Consider the following 26601-nt stretch of genomic DNA (forward strand, 5'->3'; position numbering starts at 1 on the left):
ACGCTACACTAATCGATAATCGTCTATCAAGAGTCGATATGAGAACGGATGCCTCGTGGACGCGCCGGCCGTGCCGGGCGACCCGCCTCCGCCTCCGCGGTGATCCGGTTCGCCATGCCGGCGAAGATCACGCCGTGGAACGGGAACACGGCCCACCAGTAGAGGCGGCCGGCGAGCCCCTTCGGGAAGAACACGGCCCGCTGCCGGTACCGCGATCCGGATGCCTCGGCGACGGCCTGCATCTCGAGCCACGCCCGCCCGGGGACGCGCATCTCGGCGCGCAGCCGCAGCGTCCGCCCCCGCTCGAGCGCCTCGACCCGCCAGAAGTCGACGGCGTCGCCGACCCGCAGCTCGTCCGCGTGCCGGCGTCCGCGGCTGAGGCCGACCCCGCCGAACGCCCGGTCGATCCATCCCCGGATCGCCCATGCGAGCGGGAAGGAGTACCAGCCGCGCTCGCCGCCGACGCCCTCGATCACCCGCCAGAGCTCGCCGACGGGTGCGCCGCAGGCTCGCTCCCGCTCGTCGACGTAGACCGTCGTGCCGGCCCAGTCGGGGTCGCTCGGCAGCGGGTCGCTCGGCGCGCCGGGCACGGCGCCGTCGCGCCAGCTCGTCTCGATCGCGCCGTCGCGTTCGCGCGCGAGCGCGAGCCGCACGGCCCGCCGGTACGGCGTGAGGCCGCCCTCCGGCGGCGGGATGACCCCGTCGATGTCGTGCTCGTGCATCACGCAGTCGAACTGCAGCGACTCGATGATCGGGATCGCGAGTCGCCGCGGCACGGGCGTGACGAGGTTCACCCACTGCCCGGCGAGCCAGGGCGTCAGCACGGGCAGCGCGGCGATCGGCCGCTGCGGCAGCCCGGCCTCGACGGCGTAGCCGTTCATGAGCTGGCCGTAGCGCAGCACGTCGGGTCCGCCGATGTCGAACGCCCGGTTCAGGTCGGCGGGCACGCCGAGGGCGCCGAGCAGGTAGTGCAGCACGTCGCGCACGGCGATCGGCTGGATGAAGGAGCGTACCCACCTCGGCGCGGGCATGTACGGCAGCACCTCGGTGAGGTGGCGGATCATCTCGAACGAGGTCGATCCAGAACCGATGACGACGCCGGCCTGCAGCACGACGGTGGGCACGCCGGAGGCGAGCAGGATGTCCCCCACCGCGACGCGGGACCGCAGGTGGCGCGAGAGCGTACCGCCGGGCGGATGCAGCCCGCCGAGGTAGACGATGCGGCGTACGCCGGCGGCCGCCGACGCCTCGGCGACGTTCCGCGCGGCGCGCAGCTCGTCGGCCTCGAAGTCGCCGCCGGAGGCCATGCCGTGCACGAGGTAGTACACGGCCTCCATGCCGCCGACGGCGCGCTCGACCGCCGCGCGATCGAGCAGGTCACCCTCGACGACCTCGACCCCGGCGGCCCACGGCACGTCCCGCAGCCGCCACGCCCGCCGCACGATCACCCGCACCTCGTGCCCAGCCTCGACCAGCCGCGGCACCAGCCGCCCGCCGAGGTACCCGGTCGCTCCGGTCACGAGCACGCGCATGCTGAATTCTCTAACCGAGTTAGAGAATCCGCCACCCCGATCAGAAGTCGCGCAGGTTGCCCTGGATCCCGCCGTCGCCGTACTCCCGCCGCAGCACGCCGCGGCGGCGCAGGATCGGCACGAGCTCGTCGAGGTATCGGTGCACCGTCACCGGGTGCAGGTCGCCCGAGAAGATGAAGCCGTCGTTGTCGGCCTCCTCCCCGAACTCCTCGATGAAGTCGGCGACCTCGTCGGCCGTGCCGACGAAGCCCGCGTGGTCGGTGATGCGGCCCTTGCGCGCCTTCGCGGCCAGCAGGTCGCGGAGCGTGGCATCCTCGAACCGCTCGAAGCCGCCGCGCAACCCGCGGATGCTGCCCTGCGACACGTGCTCGCCGAAGATCGACGGATCGAGCGGCCGGTCGAGCGGCTGCGCGAACAGGTCGGTCTCGAGGTCGCTCGACCAGCCCTCGCGGATCGCGGCGATCACCTCGTCGGAGGGGTCGAGCGAGGCGGCGACGACGCGCTCGGCCTCCTCGCGGCTCGACACGATCTCCGGCTTGAACACGAACAGCGTCTTCACCGCATCGGGCGCCCGGCCGTGCGCGAGGGCCGCGTCGACGATGCGCTGCCGGTAGGCGCGCACCTCGGCGACCTCGAGCGGGGCGAGCGCGAGCTGCACGTCGGAGTGCGTGCCGGCGAACGCGAGCCCCTTCGGCGATCCGCCGGGCGAGACGATGGCCGGGTCGCCGTCGGTGAACGGGATCGCGTTCAGCGGCCCGGCGACGTCGAACCACTCCCCCTCGAACCGCGTCGCGCGGATCTTCGAGCCGTCGGCGAATCGCCCGGTGGCGGGGTCGGCGATGAGGGCGTCGTCGTCCCACGAGTGCCACAGCTGCCGGATCGCGGTGAGCCACTCGCTCGCCCGGTCGTACGCCTGGTCGTGCGTGACCGGCGGCACGCCGAAGTGGCGCGTGCTGTTCACGTCGGTGACGACGTTGAGGCCCGCGCGGTGGCCGCTCAGGTGGTGCAGCGACGCGAAGTGCCGCGCCGCCCAGTACGGCGGCACCGTGCCCGCGTTCACGGTCGGCGCGAAGCCGAGGTGCTCGGTCGCGGCGAGGAGGAACGGCGTGAGCGCGACCGGGTCGTGCTTCGGCCCGCCGTACGCCTTCCGCACCCGCAGCTCGATCGTCTCGGGGGTGCCGATCGAGAGCGCGTCCTCGAGGATGACGAGGTCGAGCCCCGCCTGCTCGAGCTCGCGCACCGACTGCTGGTACAGGCGCGGCTCCGTCCAGCGGTAGCCCCAGTCCCAGGTGGGATGCCCCCAGCCCTGCGGTCCGAACCCGCGGGAGAAGAACCATCCGAAGTGCTGCAGGCGACTCATCGCACGCTCCCCTCGGTGCCGACGATCGGGGCGGCCGCGGCGAGCGCTGGCGCGAGGTCGCGCACCGGCGGCGGAGCATCCGCCCGCACCGGGGCATCCGCCCGCACCGGGGCATCCGCCCGCAGCGGGGCATCCGCCGGCACCGGGGCATCCGCCCGCACCGGGGCATCCGCCCGCAGCGCCGCGAAGCCGCGCTCGAGGTCGCGGAGCAGGTCGTCGGGCTCCTCGAGCCCGATCGACAGCCGCAGCAGGCCCGCCGAGATGCGCCCGCGCTCGCGGGTCGCGACGTCGAGGTGGGCGTGCGTCGTCGAGGCGGGATGCAGGATCAGCGAGCGCGTGTCGCCGATGTGGCTCATGCGGCTGAACAGCTCGACCGCGTCGAAGACGCGGGCGGCGGATGCCTCGCCCCCCGCCAGCACGAAGGAGAGCACGGCGCCCCGCCCGCGGGGCAGGTACCGCTGCGCGAGCGCGTGCGACGGGCTCGACGGCAGGCCGGCGTAGTTCACCTGGAGCACCTCGTGCTGCGCCTCGAGCCACGCCGCGACGGCGGCCGCGGTGTCCGACTGCCGCTGCACGCGCAGCGACAGGGTCTCGATGCCCTGCTGGATGAGGAAGGCGTTGAACGGCGACAGCACCGGGCCGAACAGGGCGGCGGTGACGCCGCGGACGTACGCCGTGAACGCCCCCGAGCCGTACGCCTCGAGGTAGCTGCGGCCGTGGAGGCCCGTGTCGGGCTCGTTCAGGTGCGGGAAGGCGTCGGGGCGGGCCGACCAGTCGAAGGTGCCGGCGTCGACGACCACCCCGCCGAGCGCCGAGCCGTGTCCGGCGAGGAACTTCGACGCCGAGTGCACGACGAGGTCGGCGCCGTGCTCGGCCGGCCGCACGAGGTACGGCGTGGCGAGCGTGTTGTCGACGACGAACGGCACGCCGACCTCCTGCGCCACCGCCGAGACGCCGGCGAGGTCGACGAGCTCGTTCGTCGGGTTCGCGAGCGACTCGGCGTAGAACGCGCGGGTGTTCGGGCGCACGCGGCGCCGCCACTCGGCCAGGTCGTGGGCGTCGTCGACGAACTCGACCTCGATGCCGAGGCGGCCGAACCCCTGCGTGAAGAGGCTCCGGGTGCCGGAGTAGACGCTCTGCGACGACAGGACGTGGTCGCCCGCCCGCGCCACCGACAGGATCGCCACGGTGAGCGCCGCCTGCCCGCTCGCGACGACGACCGCGTCGCGCCCCCGCTCGAGTCCGGCGAGCTTCCGCTCGAGTGCGGCGTTCGTCGGGTTGCCCGCCCGCGTGTACACGTAGCCGTCGTCGTCGCCGGCGAACCGGTCGCGCGCCTGCGCGAAGTCGTCGAAGCGGAACCCGGCGCTCAGGTAGATCGGCGTGATGCGGGCGCCGAAGGCGGCGTCGGCGTGCTCGCCGGCGTGCACCTGGCTGGTCGCGAAGGCGACGGACTCCGGGGCGTCGGGGTGGGTCATGGGTCCTCCTGGGCTGGAGTGGATGCCCCGTGTACGGAGGCGGCGTGGCTGGCGACGCTACCCGCGCGCCGCGGCGCCGCCGAAGCGGAAGACGCCCGATGACGGCGAATTCCGACACATGGTGACGCGGTGCGACCGCCGCGGTCATCTGCGGTCATGCGCCGTCATCCCGGGGGCGGTCGCCGCCTCCGGCGGCTAGCGTGACCAGCCATCCATTCCGCCCGCCGGCCTCTGCGCCGATCGGGCCGACCAGAGCATCGGAGGCACCATGACCGAGGCCCGGCACCTGTTCGCCGACCGCCTGTCGGCACGCCACCTGCGGCGCGCGCTCGACCGCGCGGCGCACCGGCCGGAAGAGGCCCACGCCGACGCCGACGCGGCGAGCTCGTCGGCGCCCGTGGTTCAGAGCGCCAGCTTGAACCCCACGTGGGATGCCTCGAAGCCGAGCCGTTCGTAGAACCGTCGCGCGTCGGTGCGACGCGCATCCGAGGTGAGCTGCACGAGGCGCGCACCCTCCGCGCGGGCGTGGTCGACGGCCCAGCGGATCATCCACGACCCCAGGCCCGAACCGCGCAACTCCTCGGCGATGCGCACGGCCTCGACCTGCATCCGGGTCGCACCCCCGCGCGAGAGCCCCGGGATGAACGTGAGCTGCATGCAGCCGACGACCGTGCCGTCGGGGCCCGCCACGACGCAGTAGCACTGCGCCGGGTCGGCGTCGATGCGCTCGAACGCCTGCTCGATCGCGGGCCGGTTCGACCCGGCCGCGCGCAGTTCGGCGGCGCGCAGCGGGTCGTGCTCGATCAGCTCGACGATGCGGTCGAGGTCGGCGCGACGCGCGCGACGGAGCACGAAGGCGCTGCCGTCGACCTCGGTCTCGGCGAAGCGATCGGAGCGCCCGGCGCTGTTGGAGGCGGAGGCGGGCGCGGCGTCGGGGCGAGGAGTCGTCACGACCCCTCACCCTAGCGACGCCGCGGCCGCGCGACCGCTACGTGTACAGCCGCACCGGCGCCCCGGCGACGACCGGCTCCGCCGGCGCGGCATCCGCCTCCGCGCCGTCCGCGAGGGTGCGCTCGATCGCCGCCTGCTCGGCGACGGAGGAGCGGATCAGCGGCAGCCCGCGGCGGATCGCGTTCTCGATCCGCTCGATGAGCAGCGGCGAGGCGACCCGGTAGTCGACGAAGTCGCTGTCGTGCGCGTAGACGCCGAGCGGCAGCGTGAGCGCCTGGAAGAACCCGAACAGCGGGCGGAGCTGGTGCTCGATGATGAGCGCGTGCCGCTCGCTGCCGCCGGTCGCAGCCAGCAGCACCGGGGTGTCGACGAGCGCGTACTGCTCGACGAAGTCGAACAGGTGCTTGAAGAGGCCGGTGAACGACGCGCGGTAGACCGGCGTGGCGACGACGAGCAGGTCGGCCCGCTCGATCGCGCGCAGTTCGAGCTCGACCGACTCGGGCAGCTGGTCGCGCCGCAGCACGCCGGCGAAGTCCGGGCCGAGCTCGTGCAGCCGGATGACGTGCACGTCGACCGGCACCTGCGCGCCGAGGCGGTCGACGATCGCGTCGACGAGCGCGGCCGTCTTCGACGGGGTGTGCAGGCTGCCGATGACGGCGACGACGTCGAGCGGACGCGTCTGGTCGGCGTTGGTCATGCGGGGATCTCCGTTCCGGTGGCGACGGGCCGGTCGAAGTGGTTCGACCACTGCGACCATGAGCCCGGGTACAGCACGGGCTCGTAGCCCGCGAGCGTGAGGGCGACCACCTCGGCGGTCGCGGTGATGCCGGAGCCGCAGTAGGCGGCCACGGGGGCGTCGGCGCGCACGCCGATCGCCTCGAAGTGCGCGCGCAGCTCGGCGTCGGGCCGGAACCGGCCCTCGGCGTCGACCACGTCGGTGACGGGCGCGTTCAACGCGCCGGGGATGTGCCCGGCGCGCGGGTCGAGCGGCTCCTCGTCGCCCCGGTACCGGGCGGCGGCGCGCGCGTCGACGACGGTTCCGGTCTCCGGCAGGGCGGCGACCTCGTCGATGCCGACGAGGTCGAGGCGGCCGTACTCGAGCGTCACGTCGCCCGGCTCGGGCGCCGGCGGCTCGCCGGTCTCGAGCGGGCGGCCCGCGGCCGTCCACGCCCGCAGCGCCCCGTCGAGGAACCGCACGTCGGCGATGCCGGCGTGCCGCAGCAGCCACCACGCGCGGGACGACGCGAGGTTCTTCAGGTCGTCGTAGACGACGACCGACTGCCCCTCGCGCAGGCCCCAGCGGCGGGCCGCGGCCTGGAGGACCTCGACGGAGGGCAGCGGATGCCTCCCCGCCCGCGGGTCCTCGTCGTGCTCGGCGAGCTCGTGGTCGAGGTCGACGTACACGGCACCCGGCAGGTGGCCGGCGAGGTACTCGGGCCGGCCGTCGGGGCGGTCGAGCCGCCAGCGCACGTCGAGCAGCAGCGGCGGCTCGTCCGACGCGAGGAGGGCGGCGAGGCCGTCGACGTCGAGCAGCAGGTCGGCGCGCGTGGGCGCGGCCTCGAGGGCCGTCGCCTCAGCGGGGGCGCTCACGCGTCGGCCCCGATGCGGGTGACGATGGGCGTGGCATCCGTCGACGCCTTCACGCGCTCCAGGAAGAGCACGACGGTCGCGGCGACCGAGCGGTGCGACACGTCGTTGAGGATGTCGTGGCGGCCCCCGGCGACGGCGTGCACCTCGGCACGCGGCGCGAGGCCGAGCACCTCGACCGCCGCCCCGATCGGGCTCACCGCGTCGGCGTCGCCGTGGAGGGCGAGCACGGGCACGGCGACAGCGCTGGCGGTGACGCCGAGCAGCTCGGCCGGGAGGGTCGCGTCGCGGCCGGCGTCGGTGCTCTCCCTACCGAGCACGCCTTGGTGCGTCGGGCAGGCGGTGCGCGCCGAAATGTCCTCGGCGGAGGCGTCGGAGGTCGGCAGGCCCGCGAGCACGAGCGCGTCGACGGGCGCGTCGCCCGAGGCGGCGAGCTCCAGCGCGAGCGCCGCACCGGCGTCGGAGCCGACGAGCACCTTCGGCGAGGGCAGGTCGGCGTCGGCGAGCAGTGCGACCGCGGCGCGTCGCACCGCGGCGGTGTCGGCGGCGGCGTCGCCGAGCGCGCGCACCCGGTAGGCGTCCCGCGAGATGCGGGTGCCGAAGCGCTCGTAGACGGCGGGCGTCTCGCCGCGGCCGCCGAGCACGACGAGCGTGCCGCGGGCGAACAGGCCCTCGGGCTCGTCCCAGGCGGCGGCGGATGCCTCGAGCAGGGCGGCCTCGGGGGCGGCGGCGGGGTCGGTGATGGTCATCGGTGCGGTCCTTTCGAGATCCGTGGCGATGGATGCAGAGGGATCAGGGGTGGGACGGGAGGGAGCACCGCTCAGGCGGTGCGGCTCCCGTCCTCGGGCATTCGCCCGGGACATCCGGTGATCGTGGGCATGGCGACGCGGCCCGGCGTCGTGGAGTCCGCCGGGCGAGCGTGCGCTGGGGCACTCCGCGTCGTCATGTCGACCACGGTATGCCGGTCCCCGACGGCCGGGTACGCGGGCGCGGAAGGCGGCGCAACACGGCGACACCCGCCGTCACGGCCCGTCACGGCGCGCCATGAAGCGCACCGGGAGGCGGTCGCGATCAGGCCTCGGCCGGGTGTCGGCGGCCCGTGGCAGGCTGGGCCCATGGGGATCGAGGTGCGCCCGGCGACGCGATACGCCGACGTCGCGACGATGGTCGGGCCGAAGCGCCCCGACGCGAACGTGTGCTTCTGCCTGAGCTACCGCATCCCCTCGAAGGAGAACCTCGCGCTGCGCGGGCCCGAGCGCGGCGAGCGCGTGCGCCGGCTCGTCGAGGAGGAGGCGATCCCGCCCGGCGTGCTCGCGTACGACGGCGACGAGGTCGCCGGCTGGGCGGCGGTGCACCCCCGCGCCGACACCACCTTCGCCCGCAACCGGAAGATCCCGCACGTCGACGACCTCGACGTGTGGTCGGTGTGGTGCATCCGGGTGCGACCGGGGCATCGCGGCACGGGGCTGTCGCACCACCTCCTCCACGGCGCCGTCGCGTTCGCCCGCGACCGCGGCGCACCCGCGATCGAGGGCTACCCGCTCGACAACCGCGGCGAGAAGGTCGACCTGACGATGGCGTACGTCGGCACTCGCGCGCTGTTCGAGCGGGCGGGCTTCGCCAAGGCCGCCGACACCGACTCCGTGCTGAACGGCTTCCCGCGCGTCGTCATGCGCCTCGACCTCCGATGAACGCGCCCACCCGCGGTCGCCGCGCGGCCGCTAGGGTCGCACCGTGATCGAGATCGCCGACGCCACCCGCACCTCGCCCGTCGCCGCCGGGCGGTTCGTCGCGCGCTGGGCCGACCTCGCCACCCACCCCGAGTGGGCGGTCGGCATGGAGTTCCTCCGGCTCGACGAGCCGTTCGCCGTCGGCGCCCGCGGGGTGCTCAAGGTGCGGGGCGGGCACGAGGCGCCGTTCGTCGTGACCGAGTACGAACCCGGCCGTTCGTACGCCGACACCACGATCCTCGACGGCGCCGAGCTCACCGTGCACCACGAGGCGATCGAGCGCGACGGCGCGACCGCCCTGCGCCTGCGCGCGTGGCTCACCGGGCCGCGGGCCGCCGAGTTCGCCGAGGAGATGGGCGACGACGTGCAGGCGAGCCTCGACCGCGACCTCGCGGCCCTCGCGAGCCTGCTCGAGGCCGACGTCGCCGGCGAGGCATCCGGCCGGCTGCGCCCCCAGCGCGCCGCGCGCCGCGCCTAGCCCGCTCCCTCGAACCGCGCCTCGCCGCGCACCTCGACGGCGGCGAGCACCCGCGCCCGGTGGCCCGCCGACAGGCCGTCGAGCTCGTCGAGCCGGAACCATCCGAGGTCGGTCATCTCGCCGTCGACCGGCTCCGGCTCGCCCTCGAGCCACGTGCAACGGAACACGAGGTCGAGGTAGTCGCTCTGGTCGCCGTTCGCGTACGTGACGCGCGGGATCTGATGCACCCACGCCAGGCGGTCGACGCTGATGCGCACGCCCGCCTCCTCTTCCGCCTCGCGCGCCGCGGCGACCGCCGGCTCCTCGCCCGGGTCGACGATGCCCGTGATCGCGGTCAGCGCTCCGTCATCGGAGCGGCGGCCGAGCAGCACCCGGTCGTCGCGGAAGATCACCGCGGTCACGCCGACGAGCGGGAGCGGATGGGTGCCGACGTGGCGGCGCAGTTCGAGCACGAAGTCGGGCGTGGGCATGGCGCCCACCCTAGCGAGGCGACCTCGTCACTCGCCGCCGCGCAGCGCGCGGAGCCACCGGCGCCGCTCGGCGAGCAGGCCCTCCACGTCGCGGATGCGCTCGAGCTCGAGCGACTCGAGCGGATGCCCCGTCGACTCGATCACCACCGTGGCCCCGGCGAGCCGCCCGGCGACCCGGCTGCGGTCGACGCCCTCGCGCGCCCAGAGCTCGAACGGCTCGGCGACGCCGTCGACGAGCACGTCGACGATCGCGTCGGGCGCCGGCGCCTCCAGCAGTCGCCGCGGTGCCGTGTCGCCGGCGAGGAACGCATCGAGCTCCATCCGCCGGGCGACGAGCTCGCGCGGCGCCACGGTGTCGACGAGCACGTCGACCCGCGGGGCGAGGTCGGGATCGGAGTAGTCGACGCCGTCCCACGCGTACGGCACGAACAGGATCGCGCGGACGCCCTCGCCGAACGCCCACTCGCCGACCATGGCCCTGCCGGGCCAGTTGCGGACCCCGAACACCGCCCGTTCGCCGAAGGTGCGCCGCACCTCGTCGTCGCCCGCATCGACCTGCGCCCAGAACTCCTCGGGAGTCAGGCGGCCGACGATGTGCATGCGGCCACGTTGCCCCAATCCCGCCCGCGGCACAAGCCCCGCGCCTGCTTCCGGCACCCGGTCCAGGCGCGATGCTGGCCGTCGTCGGCGGTCCTCACTAGCGTGGCCCTGAGGGAAGGCGGCTCATGTCCGACGCATCCGATCCTGCCGCGCTGGAGCGGCTCCGCACCACGATCTCCGGGAGCATCGTGCTGCCCGGCGACGCCGGGTACGACGAGGCGCGACGCGCGTGGAACCTCGCCGTCGACCAACGGCCCGCGGCGATCGCCACGCCGCTCGACGTGCACGAGGTGCAGGCGCTCGTGCGCTCCGCGGCCGGGCACGGCCTGCGCGTGACCACGCAGCCGAACGGGCACGGCGCGAGCGGCTCCCTCGAGGGGGTGCTGGTCATCCGGCCGACCCACCTCGACGAGATCACCGTCGACCGGCAGACCCGCATGCTCCGGGTCGGCGCCGGCGTCAACTGGGGCCGGGCGCTGTCCGAGCTCGACGGCTCGGGGCTGATCGCGCTGGCCGGGTCGAATCCGGAGGTGAACGCGGTCGCGCTGGCGCTCAACGGCGGGCACTCGATGTTCAGCCGCCGCTCGGGGCTCACCGCGCGGTCGGTCGTCTCGGCCGAGCTCGTCGACGCCTCCGGCGCGGTGCACTGGCTCGCCGATGCCGACGACCGCGACCTGCTCTGGGCGCTGCGCGGCGGCGGCGGCGCGTTCGGCGTCGTCACGTCGATCCAGTTCGCGCTGTACCAGGGCGACCGGCTCTTCGGCGGCAGCCTGGCGTTCCCGGCCGAGGTCGCGGCCGACGTGATCACCGCCGCGTTCGACCTCGCTCGCGACGAGCCCGAGCTCGGCATCGACACCGGCATGGCCCGGTTCCCCGACATCCCGCTGGTGCCGCCGCCGCTGCGCGGGCAGACGGTCGCGACCGTGGCGCTCGTGCACGTCGGCGACGAGGCGGCCGGGCGGCGCCACGCCGACCGGCTCCGCGCGGTCGCCGAGCCGATCGCCGACACGCTCACCGCGTTCACGATCGGCTCGCTCGCGGCGGTCGCCGCCGAGCCCGTCGATCCGATGCCGACCGCCGACTTCGGCGGCGCGATCGGCGGCGGCGACGCCGCGTTCGCCCACGACTTCGTCGCGGCGTTCCTCGCCGGAGCCGAGCACGGGCTGATGCGCTGCGGCCTGCGGGTGCTGGGCGGCGCGGTCGCCGACGAGCTCGGCGCGGAGTTCGCGGCCGTGGGCGCGCTGCACGCCCCGCTCCTGCTCAACGCCGGGGCCCTGCTCTTCGACCCGTCGGTCGACCCGGCCGCCGCGTTCGAACCGCTCGAGCGCCTCGTGGCGGCGTACCCGCCCGAGGGCGGCGGGGTGCCGAGCTTCCTCGGCAGCGGTGCGAGCTTCGCCGACGCCTACGGCCCCGAGACGATCGCGCGCCTCGAGGACGTGAAGCGCCGGGTCGACCCCGACGGCGTGTTCGTCGCCAACCGGCCCTTCCGGGCCGCCCCGTGACGGCGCACGCCGACCCGGCCGCGACCGACCTCGGCACCCTCACCTCCGTCGACAGCCCGCTGGGCGCGTTCGCCGCGGTCGCGGCCGACGGCGTCGTGCGCGTCCGCAACATCCGGTACGCCCGCGCCGACCGATTCGCGCCGCCGGTGCCGGTCGCGCCCGAGGCATCCGAGTCGGCCGACCTGCAGTTCCGCCGCATCACCTGCCCGCAGCCGCCCAGCGGCAGCGACGGGCTGCTCGGCGACCCGCTCCGCGGCACGGACGCCGACGAGGACTGCCTGCGGCTGAGCCTCACGCGGCCGGCGGACGTCGGCGCGGGCGACGACCTGCCCGTGCTCGTCTGGGTGCACGGCGGTTCGCACGTGTCGGGGGCCGGCGACCTCGGCGGGTACGACCCGGCGACGCTCGTGCGGGAGCAGCGGGTCGTGGTCGTCACGATCACCTATCGGCTCGGCGTGCTCGGCTTCCTCGGCGACCCCGCCGCGTCGCCGCCGCGCGCCGCGAACCTGGGGCTGCTCGACCTGATCGTCGCGCTCCGCTGGGTGCGCGAGCACATCGGCGCCTTCGGCGGCGACCCGTCGCTCGTGACCGTGTTCGGCCAGTCGTCGGGCGGCGACGCGATCGCGCATGTCCTCGCCGCCGACGGCGCCGACGGCCTCGTCGACCGCGTGATCCTGCAGAGCACGCCGTTCGGCATCCGCGGCGGTCGTGCCGCCTTGCAGCAGCGGATGCGCCGAGCCGTCGGCGACCTCGCGGCGGATGCCCCGCTCGACGACGTCTTCGCCGCGCAGGCGCGGGCGCGGGCGGCGGCGAACGGCTCGGGCCTGCGCGCCGGCATGGCGTTCAGCCCCGAGTACGGCATCGCCCCGCTGCCACCCGAGGCCGACGTCGAGGCGAGGTGGCGCGAGCGGGCGCCGGGCCTCGACGTCCTCGTGTGCTGGACGAGCGAGGAGGCGTCGTTCTTCGTCGAGGTCTCGCCGGCGCTGCGACGCCTCGCCGCACGACGCGGCAGCCGAAGCCTGATGCGCGCGCTCGTGCGCACCGTGACCGACCGGGTCTACCGCACCGGCGGGCGGCGCTTCGCCGACCTCCTCGCCGCCTCCGGCGCCCGGGTGCAGGTCGCCGAGTTCGACGGCCGGCCCGAGGGCAGCACGATCGGCGCGGCGCACGCGATCGACGTCGCCCTGCTCTTCGCGAACGAGTCGGCCTGGGCCGACACGCCGCTCCTCGCTCCCGACGGTGCGGCCGCCCTCGTCACCGCCGGGGCACCGTTGCGCGCCGCATGGGCGGAGTTCGCGCGGACGGGGCGCATCGCGGAACCGACCGTCCCGCTCGGCCCGGGCTGGACGGGCGGCCTGCGCCGAGTCGGCTGACCTCGGTGCCGTCGGGAGGCCCTGTCAAGGCCTCCCTCGTCTCGCGGGCGCCCGCGAGGATGGTTCCATGAGCACCTGGACCGACGACGAGCTGACCCGCGCCGGCGGCGCCGACGAACTGCAGGTCTCGTCGTACCGACCCGACGGGTCCCTGCGCCCGTACGTGACCATCTGGGTGGTGCGCACGGGCGACGACCTCTACATCCGCTCCGCCTACGGCCCCGACAACGGGTGGTTCCGCCGGGCGAAGGCGTCCGGCCGGGGCCGCATCCGCGTCGGCGGCATCGAGCGCGACGTGCTGTTCGCCCCGGCGGCTGCCGACGTGCACGAGGCGATCGACGCGTCGTACCACGCGAAGTACGACCGGTACGGCGCCCGGATCGTGAACACGGTCGTCGGCCCGGCCGTCGTGGAGACGACCTTCCGGCTGCTGCCGGTCGACTGACCGCGCCGGGCGTGCGAACCGCCGCCCGCAGGTCGCGCCGGGCGCGAACGGCCGCGAACGGCCGCCCGCCGGCCTAGCCGCGTGCCGCCGGCCGCGCCGCGCCCTCGACCGCGCCGCCACCCGCCTCGAGCGCGCGGATCAGCGTCGCCGAGTCGTACGGCCCCTTGTGCCGCTTCCCGTTCACGTAGAACGTCGGCGTCGAGTGGAGGTCCATCATCTCGGCGTCGAGCTGGTCGTCCTCCACGCGGCGGATCACCTTCGGCGCGCGCAGGTCCGCGCCGAACCGGTCGAGGTCGAGCCCGAGGTCTTCCGCGTAGCGGAACAGGTCGTCGGTGGCGAGGGCGTCCTGGTTGGCGAACAGCGTCCTCGCCATGTCGAGGAAGTCGCCCTGGAGTGCGGCGGCCTCGTACGCTTGCGCCGCCTCCTTCGCGTGCGGGTGCACCGCCTCGAGCGGCAGGTGGCGCCACACCCAGCGAACGTCGTCGCCGAAGTGCGCGAGCACCGCGTCGATCGACCCGGTCGCGCGGCTGCAGAACGGGCACTCGAAGTCGCCGTACTCGACGATCTCGTACGGGGCGTCCAACCGCCCGCGGTAGTGGTCGCGGTCGGCGTCGAACGGCCGCGCGAGCTTCAGCCCGACCGCCATCGGCGGGCGCATCCGGTCGGCGACGGCGAGGATGCCCCACCCGAGCAGGAACGCGATCACCGAGGCCGCCAGCACGCCGACGCGGGCGAGGTCCTGGTCCTCCGGGTCGGGCAGCGCGATGCCGACGATGAACAGCGAGATGGTGAAGCCGATGCCGCTGAGCGCGGCCCCGCCGGCGATGCGGGGCATCCCGAGGCCGGGCGCGAGCCGCCCGAGTCCCATGGCGCGCACGATCGCGGTCGCACCGGTGATGCCGACGAGCTTGCCGACCACGAGGCCCGCGACCACGCCCCAGGTGAGCGGGGAGGCGACGGCCGCGGCCAGGGTCTCGGGGGTGAGGTGCACGCCCGCGTTGGCGAGCGCGAACACCGGCAGCACGAGGTACGACACGTACGGCGACCACGCCGCCTGGAGCCGGTCGTTGATCGACAGCGAGTCCCGCAGGCTGCGGGTCACGGCTGCGGCGTACGACGGGTTCGGCGATTCGCGGAACGCCTGGGTCAGCTCGGCGGCGCGCTCCACGTCGACCCGGCGCGGCGGGTACACGGGGATGAGGAGGGCGACGGCGACGCCCGCGAGGGTGGGGTGGATGCCGGCCTGCGCGACGGCGATCCAGAGCGCCGTGCCGAGCACCGCGTACGCGAGCCCGCGGCCGGCGCGGAGGTACCGCACGAGCGCCAGCGCGACCATGAGCACCGCGGCGATCGCGAGCGGCAGCGGTTCGATGCCCGAGTTGTAGAACACGCCGATCGCGAGCAGGGCGCCGATGTCGTCGACCACGGCGAGGGTGAGCAGGAACGTGCGGAGGCGCCACGGGAACTTCGGGCCGATGAGCGCGAGCGCGCCGAGCAGGAACGCGGTGTCGGTCGAGATCACCACGCCCCAGGCGTGCGCGTCGCCGGTCGACGACGCGAACGCGACGAAGATGAGGGCGGGCAGGATGAGTCCCGCGATCGCCGCGACCACCGGCACGATCGCACGCGACCGGTCGGTGAGCTCGCCCACGGTGAACTCGTGCTTCACCTCGAGCCCGACGACGAAGAAGAAGAACGTCATGATCGCGTCGTTGACGACCTGGTGCAGGGTCGCCTGCAGCTCGATCCCGCCGAGCGAGATCTGGAGCTCGAGGCCCCAGAACTCCTCGTAGGTCGCACCGAACGGCAGGTTCGCCCAGGTGATGGCGATGAGGGTGCCGAGCAGCAGGAGCAGTGCGGCGATGCGGTCGCCGGCGCCGGGCGCCTTCGACCGCCGCGTGCGGGCCTCGATCGTCGTGTCGGGTGCGGCGCGGCTCATCCGCCCAGCCTACGAGCAGTTCGGCGCCCCTCGGCAGGTCTGGGCGTCGCACCCCTTCCGAAGCATCCGCCCCGCCGCTACCGTCGTGCGGGGGACGACTCCCGCACCCGTGCGATGGAAGGACGACCAATGGCACGCATCACCGTCGGCAGCGAGAACTCCGCGGAGCTCTCACTCCACTACGACGACCAGGGCGAGGGGCAGCCGGTCGTGCTGATCCACGGCTTCCCGCTGAACGGCGAGTCGTGGGGCAAGCAGCAGGCCGCGCTCCTCGACGCCGGCTACCGGGTGATCAGCTACGACCGCCGCGGCTTCGGCGCCTCGAGCAAGGCGTCGTCGGGCTTCGACTACGACACGTTCGCCGCCGACCTGCACGCGCTGGTCGAGGCGCTCGACCTCCACGACGCCGTGCTCGTCGGCTTCTCGATGGGCACGGGCGAGGTCGCTCGGTACCTCGGCAGGTACGGCAGCGCACGGATCGCGAAGGTCGCGTTCCTCGGGTCGCTCGAGCCGTTCCTGCTGAAGACGGCCGACAATCCGGGCGGCGCCGGACCGATCGAGTTCTTCGAGGGCATCGCGGCCTCCGTGCGCGAGGACCGGTACGCGTTCACCACCGGCTTCTTCAGCGATTTCTACAACCTCGACGAGTTCCTCGGGAACCGCATCTCGCAGGAGGCGCTCGACGCGAGCGTCGCCGTGGCGAACCACGCCGGCAACGCCGCGATCGCCGCCGCTCCCCTCACCTGGCCGACCGACTTCCGCGAGGACATCCCGAAGGTCGACGTGCCCGCGCTCATCGTGCACGGCACCGCCGACCGCATCCTCCCGATCGACGTGACCGCGCGCCGCTTCCGCGAACTGCTGCCCGACGCGACGTACGTCGAGCTCGAGGGCGCCCCGCACGGCATGCTGTGGACGCACGGCGCCGAGGTCAACGAGGTGCTGCTGGGGTTCCTCCGGAGCTGACCGCTTCCCCACCCCACCTGGCGCGCACCGCGGCGAGCGCCGCCGTCGCATCCTCACCCGCCGCGGCCGCTCGCCGGGGCGCGCGCGGGGCATCCGGTGCCGTGCGCGAGAACCGCGGCGCCGGGGCCGCCTGCGTGACGCCGTCGACCTCGACGAGCGTGCCCCGCGCTCGCAGGTGCGTGTCGCGGGCCGCTTCCTCGAACGAGAGCACGGGCGCGACGCATGCGTCGGTGCCGGCGAACACGGTGGTCCACTCGTCGCGGGTGCGGGCCGCGAACGCGGCCTCGAAGGCCGCGCGCAGGTGCGGCCACCCGCGCGGGTCGTCCCGATCGGGCAGTGCGTCGGCGTCGAGCGCGCCGGCGTGGTCGAGCACGCCGACCAACTCGGCGTAGAACCGCGGTTCGAGGGCGGCGACCGCGACGTGCCGCCCGTCGGCGCAGGCGTACGTGTCGTAGAACGGCGCGCCGCCGTCGAGCAGGTTCGAACCGGGCCGGTCGCGCCACTGCCCGACGCCGCGCATCGACCACATGAGCTGGAGCAGCAGCGACGCGCCGTCGACCATCGCCGCGTCGACCACCTGGCCGCGCCCCGACGTCGCGCGCTCGACGAGCGCGGCGAGTACGCCGGCGACGAGCAGCATCGACCCGCCGCCGAAGTCGGCCACGAGGTTGAGCGGCGGCACGGGCCGCTCGCCCGGGCGGCCGATGGCGTGCAGGCCGCCCGTGAGCGCGAGGTAGTCGAGGTCGTGCCCGGCGCGAGCGGCGAGGTCGCCCTCGCGGCCCCAGCCGGTGATGCGCCCGTAGACGAGTCGCGGGTTGCGGGCGAGGCAGGTGTCCGGCCCGAGGCCGAACCGCTCGGCGACGCCGGGCCGGTAGCCCTCGACGAGCACGTCGGCGCGGTCGATGAGCTCGAGCGCGGCCTCGGCGCCGGCGGGGTCGGCGAGGTCGACCACGACCGAGGCGATGCGCGATCGCAGCATGTGGTCGAGCCGCTCGTCGTCGCCGACGCGCAGGCCGCCGCTCGCCCGCTCGAGGCGCACCACGTCGGCCCCGAGGTCGGCGAGCACCATCGCGGCGTGCGGCGCCGGCCCGATGCCGCCGAGCTCGACGACGCGCACCCCGGCGAGCGGCCCGGTCATGCGCTCGGGGTCGAGCCGGTCGACGTCGCGTCCGCGTACAGCGCCTCGATGGCCTCCCGGTGCTCGCGCTCGACGAGCCCGCGCTTCACCTTCATCGACGGCGTCAGCTCACCGGTGGCGATGCTCAGGTCGGCGTCGAGGATCCGCCAGCGCTTGACCTGCTCCCACCGGTTGAGCCGCCCGTTCAGCTCGGCGAAGGCGTCCGCGACGAGCCGGTCGGCGGCGGCGCTGCGGACGAGCTCGGCGTACGGGGCATCCGGCAGCCCCTGCTCCTTCGCCCACGCGACGATCGCGTCGGGGTCGAGCGTGACGAGGGCGACGCAGTACGGGTGGCCGTCGCCGAACAGCAGCACCTGGCTCGTGTACGGCAGGATCACCTTGAAGGCGGCCTCGATGCCCTCGGGCGCGATGATCTTGCCGCCCGAAGTCTTGATGAGATCCTTCAGCCGTCCGGTGATGGTGAGGTAGCCGTCGGCGTCGATCGAGGCCTGGTCGCCGGTGTGCAGCCAGCCGTCGGCGTCGAGCGCGGCCGCGGTCGCGTCGGGCAGGCCCTGGTAGCCCTCGGTGACGTGCGGGCCGCGGATGAGCAGTTCGCCGTCGTCGCCGAGGCGCACCTCCGACCCGGGCAGCGCCTGGCCGACGGTGCCGAAGCGGTTGTGGTCGGGGTGGCCGACGGCGGCGCCCGCCGAGGTCTCGGTGAGCCCGTACCCCTCGATGATCATGATCCCGGCGGCCGCGAACCACTCGGCGATCTCGCGGTTGAGCGGCGCCGATCCCGAGATGAAGAACCGCACCCGTCCGCCGAACCGCGCGCGCACCTTCCGGAGCACGAGCCGGTCGAGCACCGCGTGCGACGCCTTCAGGCCCGCGGGCACCGGGCGGCCCGCACGGCGGAGCTCCTCGACGCGCCGTCCCGTCGCGAACGCGCGGGCGAACAGCTTCGCCTTCACGCCGCCCTCGCCCTCGATGGTGGTGACGATGCGGCTGTACGCCTTCTCGAAGATGCGGGGCGCGGCGCCCATGAAGGTGGGCTGCACGACGGCGAGGTTGTCGATGATGCGGTCGACGCGCCCGTCGATCGCGGTGGTGAACCCGGCGGCGAGCTGGGTCGACAGCAGCACCTTGCCGAACGAGTGCGACATCGGCAGCCAGAGGAAGTTCAGGTCGTCCTCGCGGACGAACCCGAGCGAGGCGAGCGCCTCCCCCTCGTACACCCACGATCGGTGCAGCAGCCGCACGCCCTTCGGCCGCCCGGTCGTGCCCGACGTGTAGAGCAGCGTCGCGAGCTGGTCGGGCCGGATCGCCTCGGCGACCTCGGCGACCGCGGCCGGCCGCTCCGCGAGCAGCGCGTCGCCGAGCGCGCGCAGGTCGTCGAGCGGGATCGCGAGGTCGGCGGATGCCCCGGGCACGGCGCCGGCGATGAGGATGACCCGTTCCAGCCCCGGCAGTTCCGCGCGATGCGGGAGCACCTTGTCGAGCTGGGCGTCGTCCTCGACGAAGACGAACCGGCAGGCGGCATCCGCGAGGATGTACGCGGCGTCGTCGCCGGTCATCGTCGGGTAGACGGCGGTGGTGGCCCCGCCCGCGCTCAGCACGGCGAGGTCGGCGAGGATCCACTCGAGGCGGGTCTCGCTGACGATGCCGACCCGGTCCTCGGATGCGAGCCCGAGGGCGAGCAGCCCGGCCGCGACACGCTCGACGTCGTCGCCGACCTCCCGCCACGTGCGGGAGCGCCAGCCGCCGCCGTCCGGATGGCGGAACGCCTCTCGGCCGGCCGACCGCTCGACCCGGCGCCGGAAGTGCACGGCGACGTTCGGGGCGAGCTCGCGGTCGAGGGCGGCGGGCTGCGGGGGCAGGGGCGGTGGGGCGTCGAGCGTGTCGGACATGTCCACTCCTTCGTGGGCTGTCGGGCGGTGCGGGATGGGGTGGTGCGGGACGGGGTGGTGTGCGGGCGTGAGGTGCTGCGGTCCGGGCCGGCCGGCGCACCGTCGCGCCGGCCGACCCGCTCCGCTCAGCGCTGCTTGTAGCGCGCGGCCTGGTCGCGGCCGATGATCTCCTTCATGATCTCGGTGGTGCCGCCGTAGATCGTCTGGATCCGGGCGTCGCGGTAGGCGCGGCCGATCGGGTACTCGAGCATGAAGCCGTACCCGCCGAACAACTGCTGGCACCGGTACACGACGCGCTGCTGCAGTTCGCTGATGAACCACTTCGCCTTCGACGCCTCGACGGTGGTCAGGGTGCCGGCGTTGAACTTCAGGATCGCCTGCTCGAGGTAGGCTCGGCTCACGTCGACCTCGGTCTCGATGGACGCCAGCTCGAAGCGGGTGTTCTGGAAGTCGCCGATGGGCTTCCCGAACGCGGTGCGCTGGTACACGTACTCGAGCGTCCATTCGAGCGCGGCCTGGCACGACGCCTGCGACGCCATCGCGATGCCGAGCCGCTCGAGCGGGAGGTTCTGCATGAGGTACGCCATGCCGCCGCCCTCCTCGCCGATGAGGTTCGCGGCGGGCACGCGCACGTCGCGGAAGAACAGCTCGGCGGTGTCCTGCCCGGCGATGCCGACCTTGTCGAGCTTGCGCCCGCGCTCGAACCCGGGCATGCCGGTCTCGACGATGAACAGGCTGAAGCCGTGCGAGCCCGCCTCGGGGTCGGTGCGGGCGACGACGATCGCGAAGTCGGCCTGGATGCCGCTCGAGATGAAGGTCTTCTGCCCGTTCAGCACCCAGTCGTCGCCGTCGCGACGGGCCGAGGTGCGGATGCCCTGCAGGTCGCTGCCGGTGCCCGGCTCGGTCATCGCGATGGCCCCGATGAGCTCGGCGGCCGCGAGGCCCGGCAGGAACCGCTGCTTCTGCTCCTCGTTCGCGAGGTGCAGGAAGTACGGGGTGATGATGTCGTCCTGGAGGCCGAGCCCGACACCGAACGAGGTGGTGTTGGCGCGCGCGATCTCCTCGCTGAACACCATCCGGTACCGGCGATCGGTCATGCCCGCGCCGCCGTACTCCTCGGGGATCGCCAGGCCGACCATGCCGGCTTCGCCGGCTGCCCGCCACGCGGCGCGGTCGATCAGCCGTTCCTCCTCCCACCGGTCGTAGTGCGGCACCACCTCCCGGCGGAGGAACTCGCGCACGCTGGCCCGGTAGGCCTCGTGGTCCTCGTCATAGAAGGGAGCGGGCGGGGCGGATGCCTCGGTGCCGCGGTCCTCGGTGATGGTCATGGGATCCTCGCCTTCGTGGAGCGGGAGAGCGCATCGACGGCGCCCTCGGTGAACCGCCGTCCTGCCGGTGGGCGGACGGTGGGCATGGGGAGTCGGAGTGCGCCCGACGCGGTCGCCGGCACGACCGGCGCCTTCGGCGCGACGGCGTCGATGCGCCGGTACGGCTCGCCGAGCGCGGGCCGGGGGTCGGCGTCGCCGCGGTTGGGCCAGAACGAGAGCGCCCGCTCGGCCTGGGCGGCGATCGTGAGCGACGGGTTCACGCCGAGGTTGGCGCTGATCGCCGAGCCGTCGACCACGTGCAGGCCCTCGTAGCCGTGCACGCGCTGGTAGGGGTCGATGACCCCGTCGTCGGCGGTGGCGCCGATGACGCAGCCGCCGATGAAGTGGGCGGTCAGCGGGATGCCGAGCAGGTCGGTCGACGAGCCGCCGGCGAGCCCGCCGGTGCGGGCCGCGAGCGACCGGGCGACACGGTGCGCGATCGGGATCCAGGTCGGGTTCGGTTCGCCGATGCCCTGCTTCGTCGTCATCCGGAGGCCGAAGGGGCCGCGCTTCAGGAAGGTGGTCACGGAGTTGTCGAGCGACTGCATGACGAGCACGATCATCGACTGCTCGGCCCAGCGGCGCGGGGCGTGCATGCGCGCGGCGTTCCGCCAGCCGAGCCGGCGGTACACGCCCGCCGCGGAGCGGAGCCGGCTGCGGCCGGGCTCGGGGTCGACGAGGTGGGCGTTCAGCAGGCTGAGCAGGCTCGACCCGCGCCCGTACCGCACCGACTCGACGTGCGTGTGCGCGTCGGGGTGGAACGACGTGGTGATCGCGACCCCGGGCGTGAGGTCGACGCCCGGTTCGCTCGACCGGGCCGACAGCACCGCCTCGGAGTTCGTCCGGCTGAGCTCGCCGATGCGGGCCGACAGCCGCGGCAGCGAGGTGCGGCGGAGCCGGTGCAGCAGGTCCTGCGTGTTCAGCGCGTTCCCGGCGAACACGACCTCCCGGGCGACGAACGTGCGCCGGCGCAGCCGGTTGCCGGTGCCGCGGGTGCGCACCTCGTACCCGCCGGTCGCCGGCGGGCGCGGGCGCACGTCGACGGCGGTGGTCATCGCGTGCACCTCGACCCCGGCCGACTCGGCGAGGTGCAGGTAGTTCTTCACGAGCGTGTTCTTCGCGTCGTGCCGGCACCCGGTCATGCACGCGCCGCAGTCGAGGCATCCGTGCCGTGCCGGCCCGACGCCCCCGAAGAACGGGTCGGGCACCGCGGCGCCGGGGGTGTCGGTGAAGAGCACGCCGACGTCGGCGGGGTGCAGCGTGTCGGCCACGCCGAGCTCGGCGGCGACCTCGGCCATGAGGTCGTCGGCGCGGGTGCGGCCCGGGTAGCGCACGACGCCGAGCATGCGCTTGGCCTGGTCGTACCAGGGCGCGAGCTCGTCGCGCCAGTCGGCGAGGTGCGCCCACTGCGGGTCGGCGTAGAAGTCGTCGAGCGGTTCGTAGAGCGTGTTCGCATAGACGAGGGAGCCGCCGCCGACCCCGGCGCCCGAGACGATGAAGACGTCCTTCAGGAGGGTCATCCGCATGATCCCGAAGCAGCGCAGCCACGGCGCCCAGAGGTAGCGGCGCAGCCGCCAGCTCGTCTCGGGGAGCTCGTCGTCGGCGAACCGGCGACCCGCCTCGAGCACGGCGACGCGGTACCCCTTCTCGGCAAGGCGGAGCGCGGCGACGCTCCCGCCGAAGCCGGATCCGATCACCACGACGTCGTAGTCGCGTGTCATGGCGCCGAGCCTAGTCGCGTGTTGACACTCTGCCAATAGCGGGTTCAGACTTGCCGCGTGACCGACGCCGTCCGCCTCCGCCTCCCCCGGCCGAACGCCGTGAGCGGATCATCGCGGCCGCCCGCGACCTCTACCGCGAACGCGACTACGCCGCCGTCTCGATGGAGGAGCTCGCCGCCGCCGCGGGCGTCACGCGGGGCCTGCTCAACCACTACTTCGGCTCGAAGCGCGACCTGTTCCTCGCGGTGCTCGCGACCTCGGTGCGCCTGCCGCTGCGGGCGCTGCCCGACATGGAGGGCCGCAGCCGCGCCGAGCGCGCCGGCCTCGTCATCGACTGGATCCTCGACGGCGCGACGAGCTACGGCCAGGAGTGGGTGCGCACCTCGGGCGCCGAGGGCCTCCGCGAGGACTCCGACGTGCAGGCGATCGTCGACGCCGCCGACGACCGCGCCGCACAGCTCGTGATCGACGCGATCGGCGTCGTCGACTCGCCGCGCACGCGGGCCCGGGTCCGGGCGTGCGCGCCGCTCATCAAGGCGCTCTGCCGCGAGTGGCTGCAGCGCGGCACGATCGGCCGCGACGAGGTCGCCGCGATCGTCGTCTCCGCGCTCCTCGCCGCGGTCGACACGGATGCCCCGGCCGGCGCCGACCCCCGCGGCGAGACGGATGCCCCGCGCGAGACGGATGCCCCGAGCCGCCCCGGTGCGGTGCGATGACCTCGATCGGCATCATCGGAACCGGCTTCGGCGGTGTCGGGGTGGCCGCCGAGTTCCTGCGGCACGGCCACGAGGACGTCCGTCTCTGGGAGCGCAGCGATCGCCCCGGCGGGGTGTGGCGCGACAACACCTACCCCGGCGCCGCGTGCGACGTGCCCTCGCCGTTGTACGAGTTCTCCTGGGCGCCGAGCCGCGAGTGGACGCGCCGGTACGCCGGCCAGGCCGAGATCCTCGCCTACCTCCGCCGGGTCGCCGACGCCGAGGGCGTGACCGCCCGCACCCGCTTCGGCACGACCGTCGTCGGCGCGGACTGGTCGGAGGAGGACGCGGCGTGGACCGTGCGCTTCGCCGACGGTGGCAGCGAGCAGGTCGACGTGCTGGTGAGCGCCGTCGGCCAACTGGCCACGCCGCGGGAGCCCGACCTGCCGGGTCTCACCGAGTTCACGGCCGCCGGCGGCGAGGTCTTCCACGCCGCCAGGTGGCCCGAGGGCTTCGATCCGCGCGGCCGCCGCATCGCGGTGGTGGGCTCGGCGGCGACGGCCGTGCAGCTCGTCCCCCGGCTCGCGGAGGTCGCCGACCGGCTCGTGGTGTTCAGCCGCTCCGCGAACCACGTCCTGTTCAAGCCCGACGGCCCGCTCCCCCGCTGGTGGCGGCCCGCGCTCGGGCTCGAGCGCCGGTTCTTCTCCGGGCTCGCCGCGCAGCTCTCCCGGGCGCTCGACCCGTCCACGTCGTCGGCCAGGATCTTCCGCGGATTGACCACCTTCCAGCTCCGCCGGCAGGTCCGCGACCCCGAGCTGCGCCGGGCGCTGACGCCCGAGCACGAGCTCGGCTGCAAGCGCATCCTCTTCTCGAACGACTACTACCCGGCGCTGCAGCGGCCGAACGTGACCCTCGTGCCGCAGGCGGTCGACGCGCTCACCGCCTCGGGCGTGCGGGCGGCCGACGGCCGGGAGTTCGACGTCGATGCCGTCGTGCTCGCGACCGGGTTCGACGCGCAGGAGTTCCTCGAACGCATCGAGGTCCGCGGGCGCGACGGCCGCGTCCTCCGCGACGCCTGGGCCGAGGGCGCCCGCGCGCACCTCGGCATCTACGTGCCCGGATTCCCGAACCTGTTCCTCTGCTACGGCCCGAACACGAACCTCGGCGGCAGCTCGATCCTGCTCATGGAGGAGGCGCAGGCCCGCCACATGCGCCAGGCCCTCGACCGCCTCCGCGCCTCCGGCGCGACCACCGTCGAGCCGACCGTCGACGCCGAGGCCGCGTGGGACGCCGACATCCAGGGCCGGCTCGCCGAATCCGTCTGGGCCGGGTGCTCGAGCTGGTACCGGCACCCCGATACCGGCCGCATCACGTCGAACTGGCCCGGCGGCACGACGGCCTACGCGCGCCGCACCGCCGAACTCGACCCGGCCGACTTCGCCTGGGCCTGACCGCCGCGCGCGGGGTCGCTACCGTCCTGCGGCACGCCGCTCGACGCGCCGCCCGAACACGATCGACGCGCGCGCGAGCACGAGCTGCACCAACGGCCGATCGGATGCCCCGAGCCATCCGAGCGGCCCGTCGGCGTCGAACCGCCAGTTCGCGCGCACCGCGCGCACCTCGGCGTCGATCACGTTCACCGACACCGTCTCCCGATCGTCGAGTCGCTGCGCCGTCGGCAGCGGCAGCCGCACCCGCCACGGCCACAGGCGTCCGCCGACGACCGCATCGACCGCGGCGTCGACTCGGGCCTCGTGGCCATCGCCCCGTGCCGCGGCCGCGGGCGCGACCGGACCGATGGTCACCTCGGCGAGGAGGCGCCCCGACTCGGGATGCGACCGGCGCACCTCGGCGAGCCCCTTCGGGATGCCCCAGAGTGCCCGTCCGCCCGCGCGCGACGCCGGGCTCGTCACCCAGATCTGCGGGATCACCACGCGCAGCCGACCGCGGTGCCACGCCGGCAGGGCGACGAGCAGTTCCTCGTACGCGAGCACGCCTCCGGCCTCGTAGTGCACGAGAGCGGTGCCGACGATCGCGCGGCCGCCGAGGCGGAGGAGTCGAGCTCCCGCCGGCGCCGCGTCCGCGACGGCGCCGGGAAGCCGGTCGATCGGCACGAGCCGCACCGCCACCACGAAGTCGCCGCCGAGGTACCAGGGCTCCGGCGGATAGGCCACCCCGTCGTCGTCACGCGGCCAGATCGATGTGCGCGGCTCGCCCTCGGTCGCATCCATGGCTGCGAGCGTAGCGGTGCTGAGCAGAGCCGCGCCTCCGCGTCGAGGGGTGGCCGCGCGAGCGGTTCTCGGCGACGATGGCGGGCATGGGTGACGACACGACGGATGTGATCGACTGGCTGCTCGACGGCGACCCCGCGATCCGGTGGCAGGTCCGTCGCGACCTCCTGGACGGCCCCGATGACGAGATCGCCGCGGAGCGCGCACGGGTCGCTCGCGAGGGCTGGGGTGCGGAACTCCTCTCGCTCCAGGGTGACGACGGCACCTGGGCGGGCACCGAGTACGGGCCGAACCGCGAGCGGAACAGCACGATGTGGACGCTGCAGGTGCTCCGGAACCTCGGCATCGACCCCGCCGACCCGGCGGTCGTCACCGCGATCGACCGCGTGCGCGCGGGCGTCGCGTCGGCCGACTTCCCGGGCCTGCGCTACTTCGACGGCGAGGAGGAGGCGTGCGTCAACGGCGGCGTGCTCGCCAATGCCGCCTACTTCGGCGCCCTCGACGTCGGCCAGGACCGCATGCTCGGCCTGCTCGACGAGGGCCGGAAGGCCGACGGCGGGTGGAACTGCGACCCCTCGGAGCGGTCGTCGTTCGACTCCACGCTGTGCGTGCTCGAGGGCCTGCTGGCCTGGGAGCGCGCGGTCACGTCGCAAGGCGAAGCGGATGCCCCGCCCTCCGGGCTGCCGACGGTCGCCGAGGTCCGCGAGTGGCGCCATGCCGGCGAGGAGTTCCTGCTGGAGCGTCACCTGTTCCGGCGCCGGTCGACCGGCGAGATCGTGAAGGACCGGTACCTGAACTTCACGTTCCCGACGTACTGGTTCTACGACGTGCTGCGGGCACTCGACTACTTCCGCGACGCGGGTGCCGAGCCGGACGCCCGCCTCGCCGAGCCGCTCGACCTGCTCGCCGGCGGGCGTCGGGACGACGGCACCTGGGCCGCCGGCCGGCCGTGGCCCGGCGTCGATGCGTACGAGCTGGACGCCCCGGAGGGCGAGCCCAGCCGATGGAACACCCTCCGCGCGCTGCGCGTGCTGCACTGGGCGGGCGGCGCCGATGCCGCCCAGCTCTCCGACGGGCGCTGAGCGCCGCAACTGTCGGATCCGGTGCGTTAAATGCAGAAGAGCCGCCCCAACGGGGCGGCTCTTCTGGAAAGAA

Annotated in this window: 24 protein-coding genes; 9 read left to right on the forward strand and 15 right to left on the reverse strand. The window is 74.3% G+C overall.

Features of this window, described 5'->3' with window-relative positions; genetic code table 11:
- Nucleotides 1-26 precede the first annotated feature (26 nt).
- From ACGGZK_RS19065 to ACGGZK_RS19095, 7 genes are all read right to left on the reverse strand, one after another.
- Nucleotides 27-1532, reverse strand: coding sequence for an SDR family oxidoreductase (locus ACGGZK_RS19065; protein ID WP_395244201.1), 1506 nt, complete (start codon nt 1530-1532; stop codon nt 27-29).
- 40 nt (nt 1533-1572) lie between these two features.
- Nucleotides 1573-2892: an LLM class flavin-dependent oxidoreductase gene (locus ACGGZK_RS19070; RefSeq protein WP_395244202.1), complete on the reverse strand. Its 1320-nt coding sequence runs from the start codon at nt 2890-2892 to the stop codon at nt 1573-1575.
- The gene (locus ACGGZK_RS19075; protein ID WP_395244203.1) at nt 2889-4367 is read right to left on the reverse strand and encodes an O-acetylhomoserine aminocarboxypropyltransferase/cysteine synthase family protein; all 1479 of its coding nucleotides are present in this window, start codon (nt 4365-4367) and stop codon (nt 2889-2891) included. The genes ACGGZK_RS19070 and ACGGZK_RS19075 overlap by 4 nt, the downstream gene beginning before the upstream one ends.
- 402 nt (nt 4368-4769) lie before the next feature.
- Nucleotides 4770-5318 carry a GNAT family N-acetyltransferase gene (locus ACGGZK_RS19080; RefSeq protein WP_395244204.1) on the reverse strand — a complete coding sequence of 183 codons (549 nt, stop codon included), beginning with the start codon at nt 5316-5318 and terminating at the stop codon, nt 4770-4772.
- A gap of 37 nt (nt 5319-5355) precedes the next feature.
- Nucleotides 5356-6015, reverse strand: coding sequence for an FMN reductase (msuE, locus tag ACGGZK_RS19085; protein ID WP_395244205.1), 660 nt, complete (start codon nt 6013-6015; stop codon nt 5356-5358).
- Nucleotides 6012-6908 carry a sulfurtransferase gene (locus ACGGZK_RS19090; RefSeq protein ID WP_395244206.1) on the reverse strand — a complete coding sequence of 299 codons (897 nt, stop codon included), beginning with the start codon at nt 6906-6908 and terminating at the stop codon, nt 6012-6014. The genes msuE and ACGGZK_RS19090 overlap by 4 nt, the downstream gene beginning before the upstream one ends.
- Nucleotides 6905-7654 (reverse strand): alpha/beta hydrolase, encoded by a 750-nt coding sequence (locus ACGGZK_RS19095; RefSeq protein WP_395244207.1) that lies wholly within the window; start codon nt 7652-7654, stop codon nt 6905-6907. The genes ACGGZK_RS19090 and ACGGZK_RS19095 overlap by 4 nt, the downstream gene beginning before the upstream one ends.
- A gap of 366 nt (nt 7655-8020) precedes the next feature.
- Between ACGGZK_RS19095 and ACGGZK_RS19100 the strand changes: the two genes are divergently transcribed.
- Nucleotides 8021-8596, forward strand: coding sequence for a GNAT family N-acetyltransferase (locus ACGGZK_RS19100; protein ID WP_395244208.1), 576 nt, complete (start codon nt 8021-8023; stop codon nt 8594-8596).
- Between the two features lie 43 nt (nt 8597-8639).
- Nucleotides 8640-9113, forward strand: coding sequence for a hypothetical protein (locus ACGGZK_RS19105; protein ID WP_395244209.1), 474 nt, complete (start codon nt 8640-8642; stop codon nt 9111-9113).
- On the opposite strand, the gene ACGGZK_RS19110 is transcribed toward ACGGZK_RS19105, so the two are convergent.
- Together ACGGZK_RS19110 and ACGGZK_RS19115 are read right to left on the reverse strand one after the other, a co-directional pair.
- Nucleotides 9110-9583, reverse strand: a complete 474-nt coding sequence (locus ACGGZK_RS19110; RefSeq protein ID WP_395244210.1) for an NUDIX domain-containing protein — start codon at nt 9581-9583, stop codon at nt 9110-9112. The genes ACGGZK_RS19105 and ACGGZK_RS19110 overlap by 4 nt on opposite strands.
- Before the next feature lie 27 nt (nt 9584-9610).
- A complete protein-coding gene (locus ACGGZK_RS19115) occupies nt 9611-10183 on the reverse strand; it encodes a hypothetical protein (RefSeq protein ID WP_395244211.1) in 573 nt (190 codons plus the stop codon).
- Between the two features lie 125 nt (nt 10184-10308).
- Here ACGGZK_RS19115 and ACGGZK_RS19120 point away from each other — a divergent pair, with 125 nt between their 5' ends.
- The 3 genes from ACGGZK_RS19120 (at nt 10309) to ACGGZK_RS19130 (ending at nt 13503) form a co-directional block, all read left to right on the forward strand.
- Nucleotides 10309-11685 (forward strand): FAD-binding oxidoreductase, encoded by a 1377-nt coding sequence (locus ACGGZK_RS19120; protein ID WP_395244212.1) that lies wholly within the window; start codon nt 10309-10311, stop codon nt 11683-11685.
- Complete coding sequence (locus ACGGZK_RS19125) at nt 11682-13058, forward strand: carboxylesterase family protein (protein ID WP_395244213.1); 1377 nt, start codon at nt 11682-11684, stop codon at nt 13056-13058. Before ACGGZK_RS19120 ends, ACGGZK_RS19125 begins: the two co-directional genes overlap by 4 nt.
- A 67-nt stretch (nt 13059-13125) precedes the next feature.
- On the forward strand, nt 13126-13503 hold the full coding sequence (locus tag ACGGZK_RS19130; protein ID WP_395244214.1) for a DUF2255 family protein: 378 nt from the start codon (nt 13126-13128) through the stop codon (nt 13501-13503).
- 73 nt (nt 13504-13576) lie between these two features.
- On the opposite strand, the gene nhaA is transcribed toward ACGGZK_RS19130, so the two are convergent.
- A complete protein-coding gene (gene nhaA / locus ACGGZK_RS19135; protein ID WP_395244215.1) occupies nt 13577-15442 on the reverse strand; it encodes a Na+/H+ antiporter NhaA in 1866 nt (621 codons plus the stop codon).
- A gap of 129 nt (nt 15443-15571) precedes the next feature.
- Here nhaA and ACGGZK_RS19140 point away from each other — a divergent pair, with 129 nt between their 5' ends.
- Nucleotides 15572-16408, forward strand: coding sequence for an alpha/beta fold hydrolase (locus tag ACGGZK_RS19140; protein ID WP_395244216.1), 837 nt, complete (start codon nt 15572-15574; stop codon nt 16406-16408).
- On the opposite strand, the gene ACGGZK_RS19145 is transcribed toward ACGGZK_RS19140, so the two are convergent.
- The 4 genes from ACGGZK_RS19145 to ACGGZK_RS19160 form a co-directional block, all read right to left on the reverse strand.
- Nucleotides 16374-17546 (reverse strand): CaiB/BaiF CoA transferase family protein, encoded by a 1173-nt coding sequence (locus tag ACGGZK_RS19145; protein ID WP_395244217.1) that lies wholly within the window; start codon nt 17544-17546, stop codon nt 16374-16376. The genes ACGGZK_RS19140 and ACGGZK_RS19145 overlap by 35 nt on opposite strands.
- Complete coding sequence (locus ACGGZK_RS19150) at nt 17543-19432, reverse strand: AMP-dependent synthetase/ligase (RefSeq protein WP_395244218.1); 1890 nt, start codon at nt 19430-19432, stop codon at nt 17543-17545. The genes ACGGZK_RS19145 and ACGGZK_RS19150 overlap by 4 nt, the downstream gene beginning before the upstream one ends.
- Before the next feature lie 125 nt (nt 19433-19557).
- Entirely contained in the window at nt 19558-20760 is a 1203-nt protein-coding gene (locus ACGGZK_RS19155) for an acyl-CoA dehydrogenase family protein (protein WP_395244219.1), read from the reverse strand.
- Nucleotides 20757-22520, reverse strand: coding sequence for an FAD-dependent oxidoreductase (locus tag ACGGZK_RS19160; RefSeq protein WP_395244220.1), 1764 nt, complete (start codon nt 22518-22520; stop codon nt 20757-20759). Before ACGGZK_RS19160 ends, ACGGZK_RS19155 begins: the two co-directional genes overlap by 4 nt.
- Before the next feature lie 50 nt (nt 22521-22570).
- Between ACGGZK_RS19160 and ACGGZK_RS19165 the strand changes: the two genes are divergently transcribed.
- Together ACGGZK_RS19165 and ACGGZK_RS19170 are read left to right on the forward strand one after the other, a co-directional pair.
- Nucleotides 22571-23236 carry a helix-turn-helix domain-containing protein gene (locus tag ACGGZK_RS19165; protein WP_395244221.1) on the forward strand — a complete coding sequence of 222 codons (666 nt, stop codon included), beginning with the start codon at nt 22571-22573 and terminating at the stop codon, nt 23234-23236.
- A complete protein-coding gene (locus tag ACGGZK_RS19170; RefSeq protein WP_395244222.1) occupies nt 23233-24666 on the forward strand; it encodes a flavin-containing monooxygenase in 1434 nt (477 codons plus the stop codon). The genes ACGGZK_RS19165 and ACGGZK_RS19170 overlap by 4 nt, the downstream gene beginning before the upstream one ends.
- 18 nt (nt 24667-24684) lie before the next feature.
- Here ACGGZK_RS19170 and ACGGZK_RS19175 read toward each other — a convergent pair whose 3' ends face one another.
- Nucleotides 24685-25446, reverse strand: coding sequence for an acetoacetate decarboxylase family protein (locus ACGGZK_RS19175; protein WP_395244223.1), 762 nt, complete (start codon nt 25444-25446; stop codon nt 24685-24687).
- A gap of 86 nt (nt 25447-25532) precedes the next feature.
- On the opposite strand from ACGGZK_RS19175, the gene ACGGZK_RS19180 reads away from it, so the two are divergent.
- Entirely contained in the window at nt 25533-26528 is a 996-nt protein-coding gene (locus ACGGZK_RS19180; RefSeq protein WP_395244224.1) for a hypothetical protein, read from the forward strand.
- Nucleotides 26529-26601 lie beyond the last annotated feature (73 nt).

The organism is Agromyces sp. MMS24-K17, from assembly GCF_043950245.1.
GTDB lineage: Bacteria > Actinomycetota > Actinomycetes > Actinomycetales > Microbacteriaceae > Agromyces.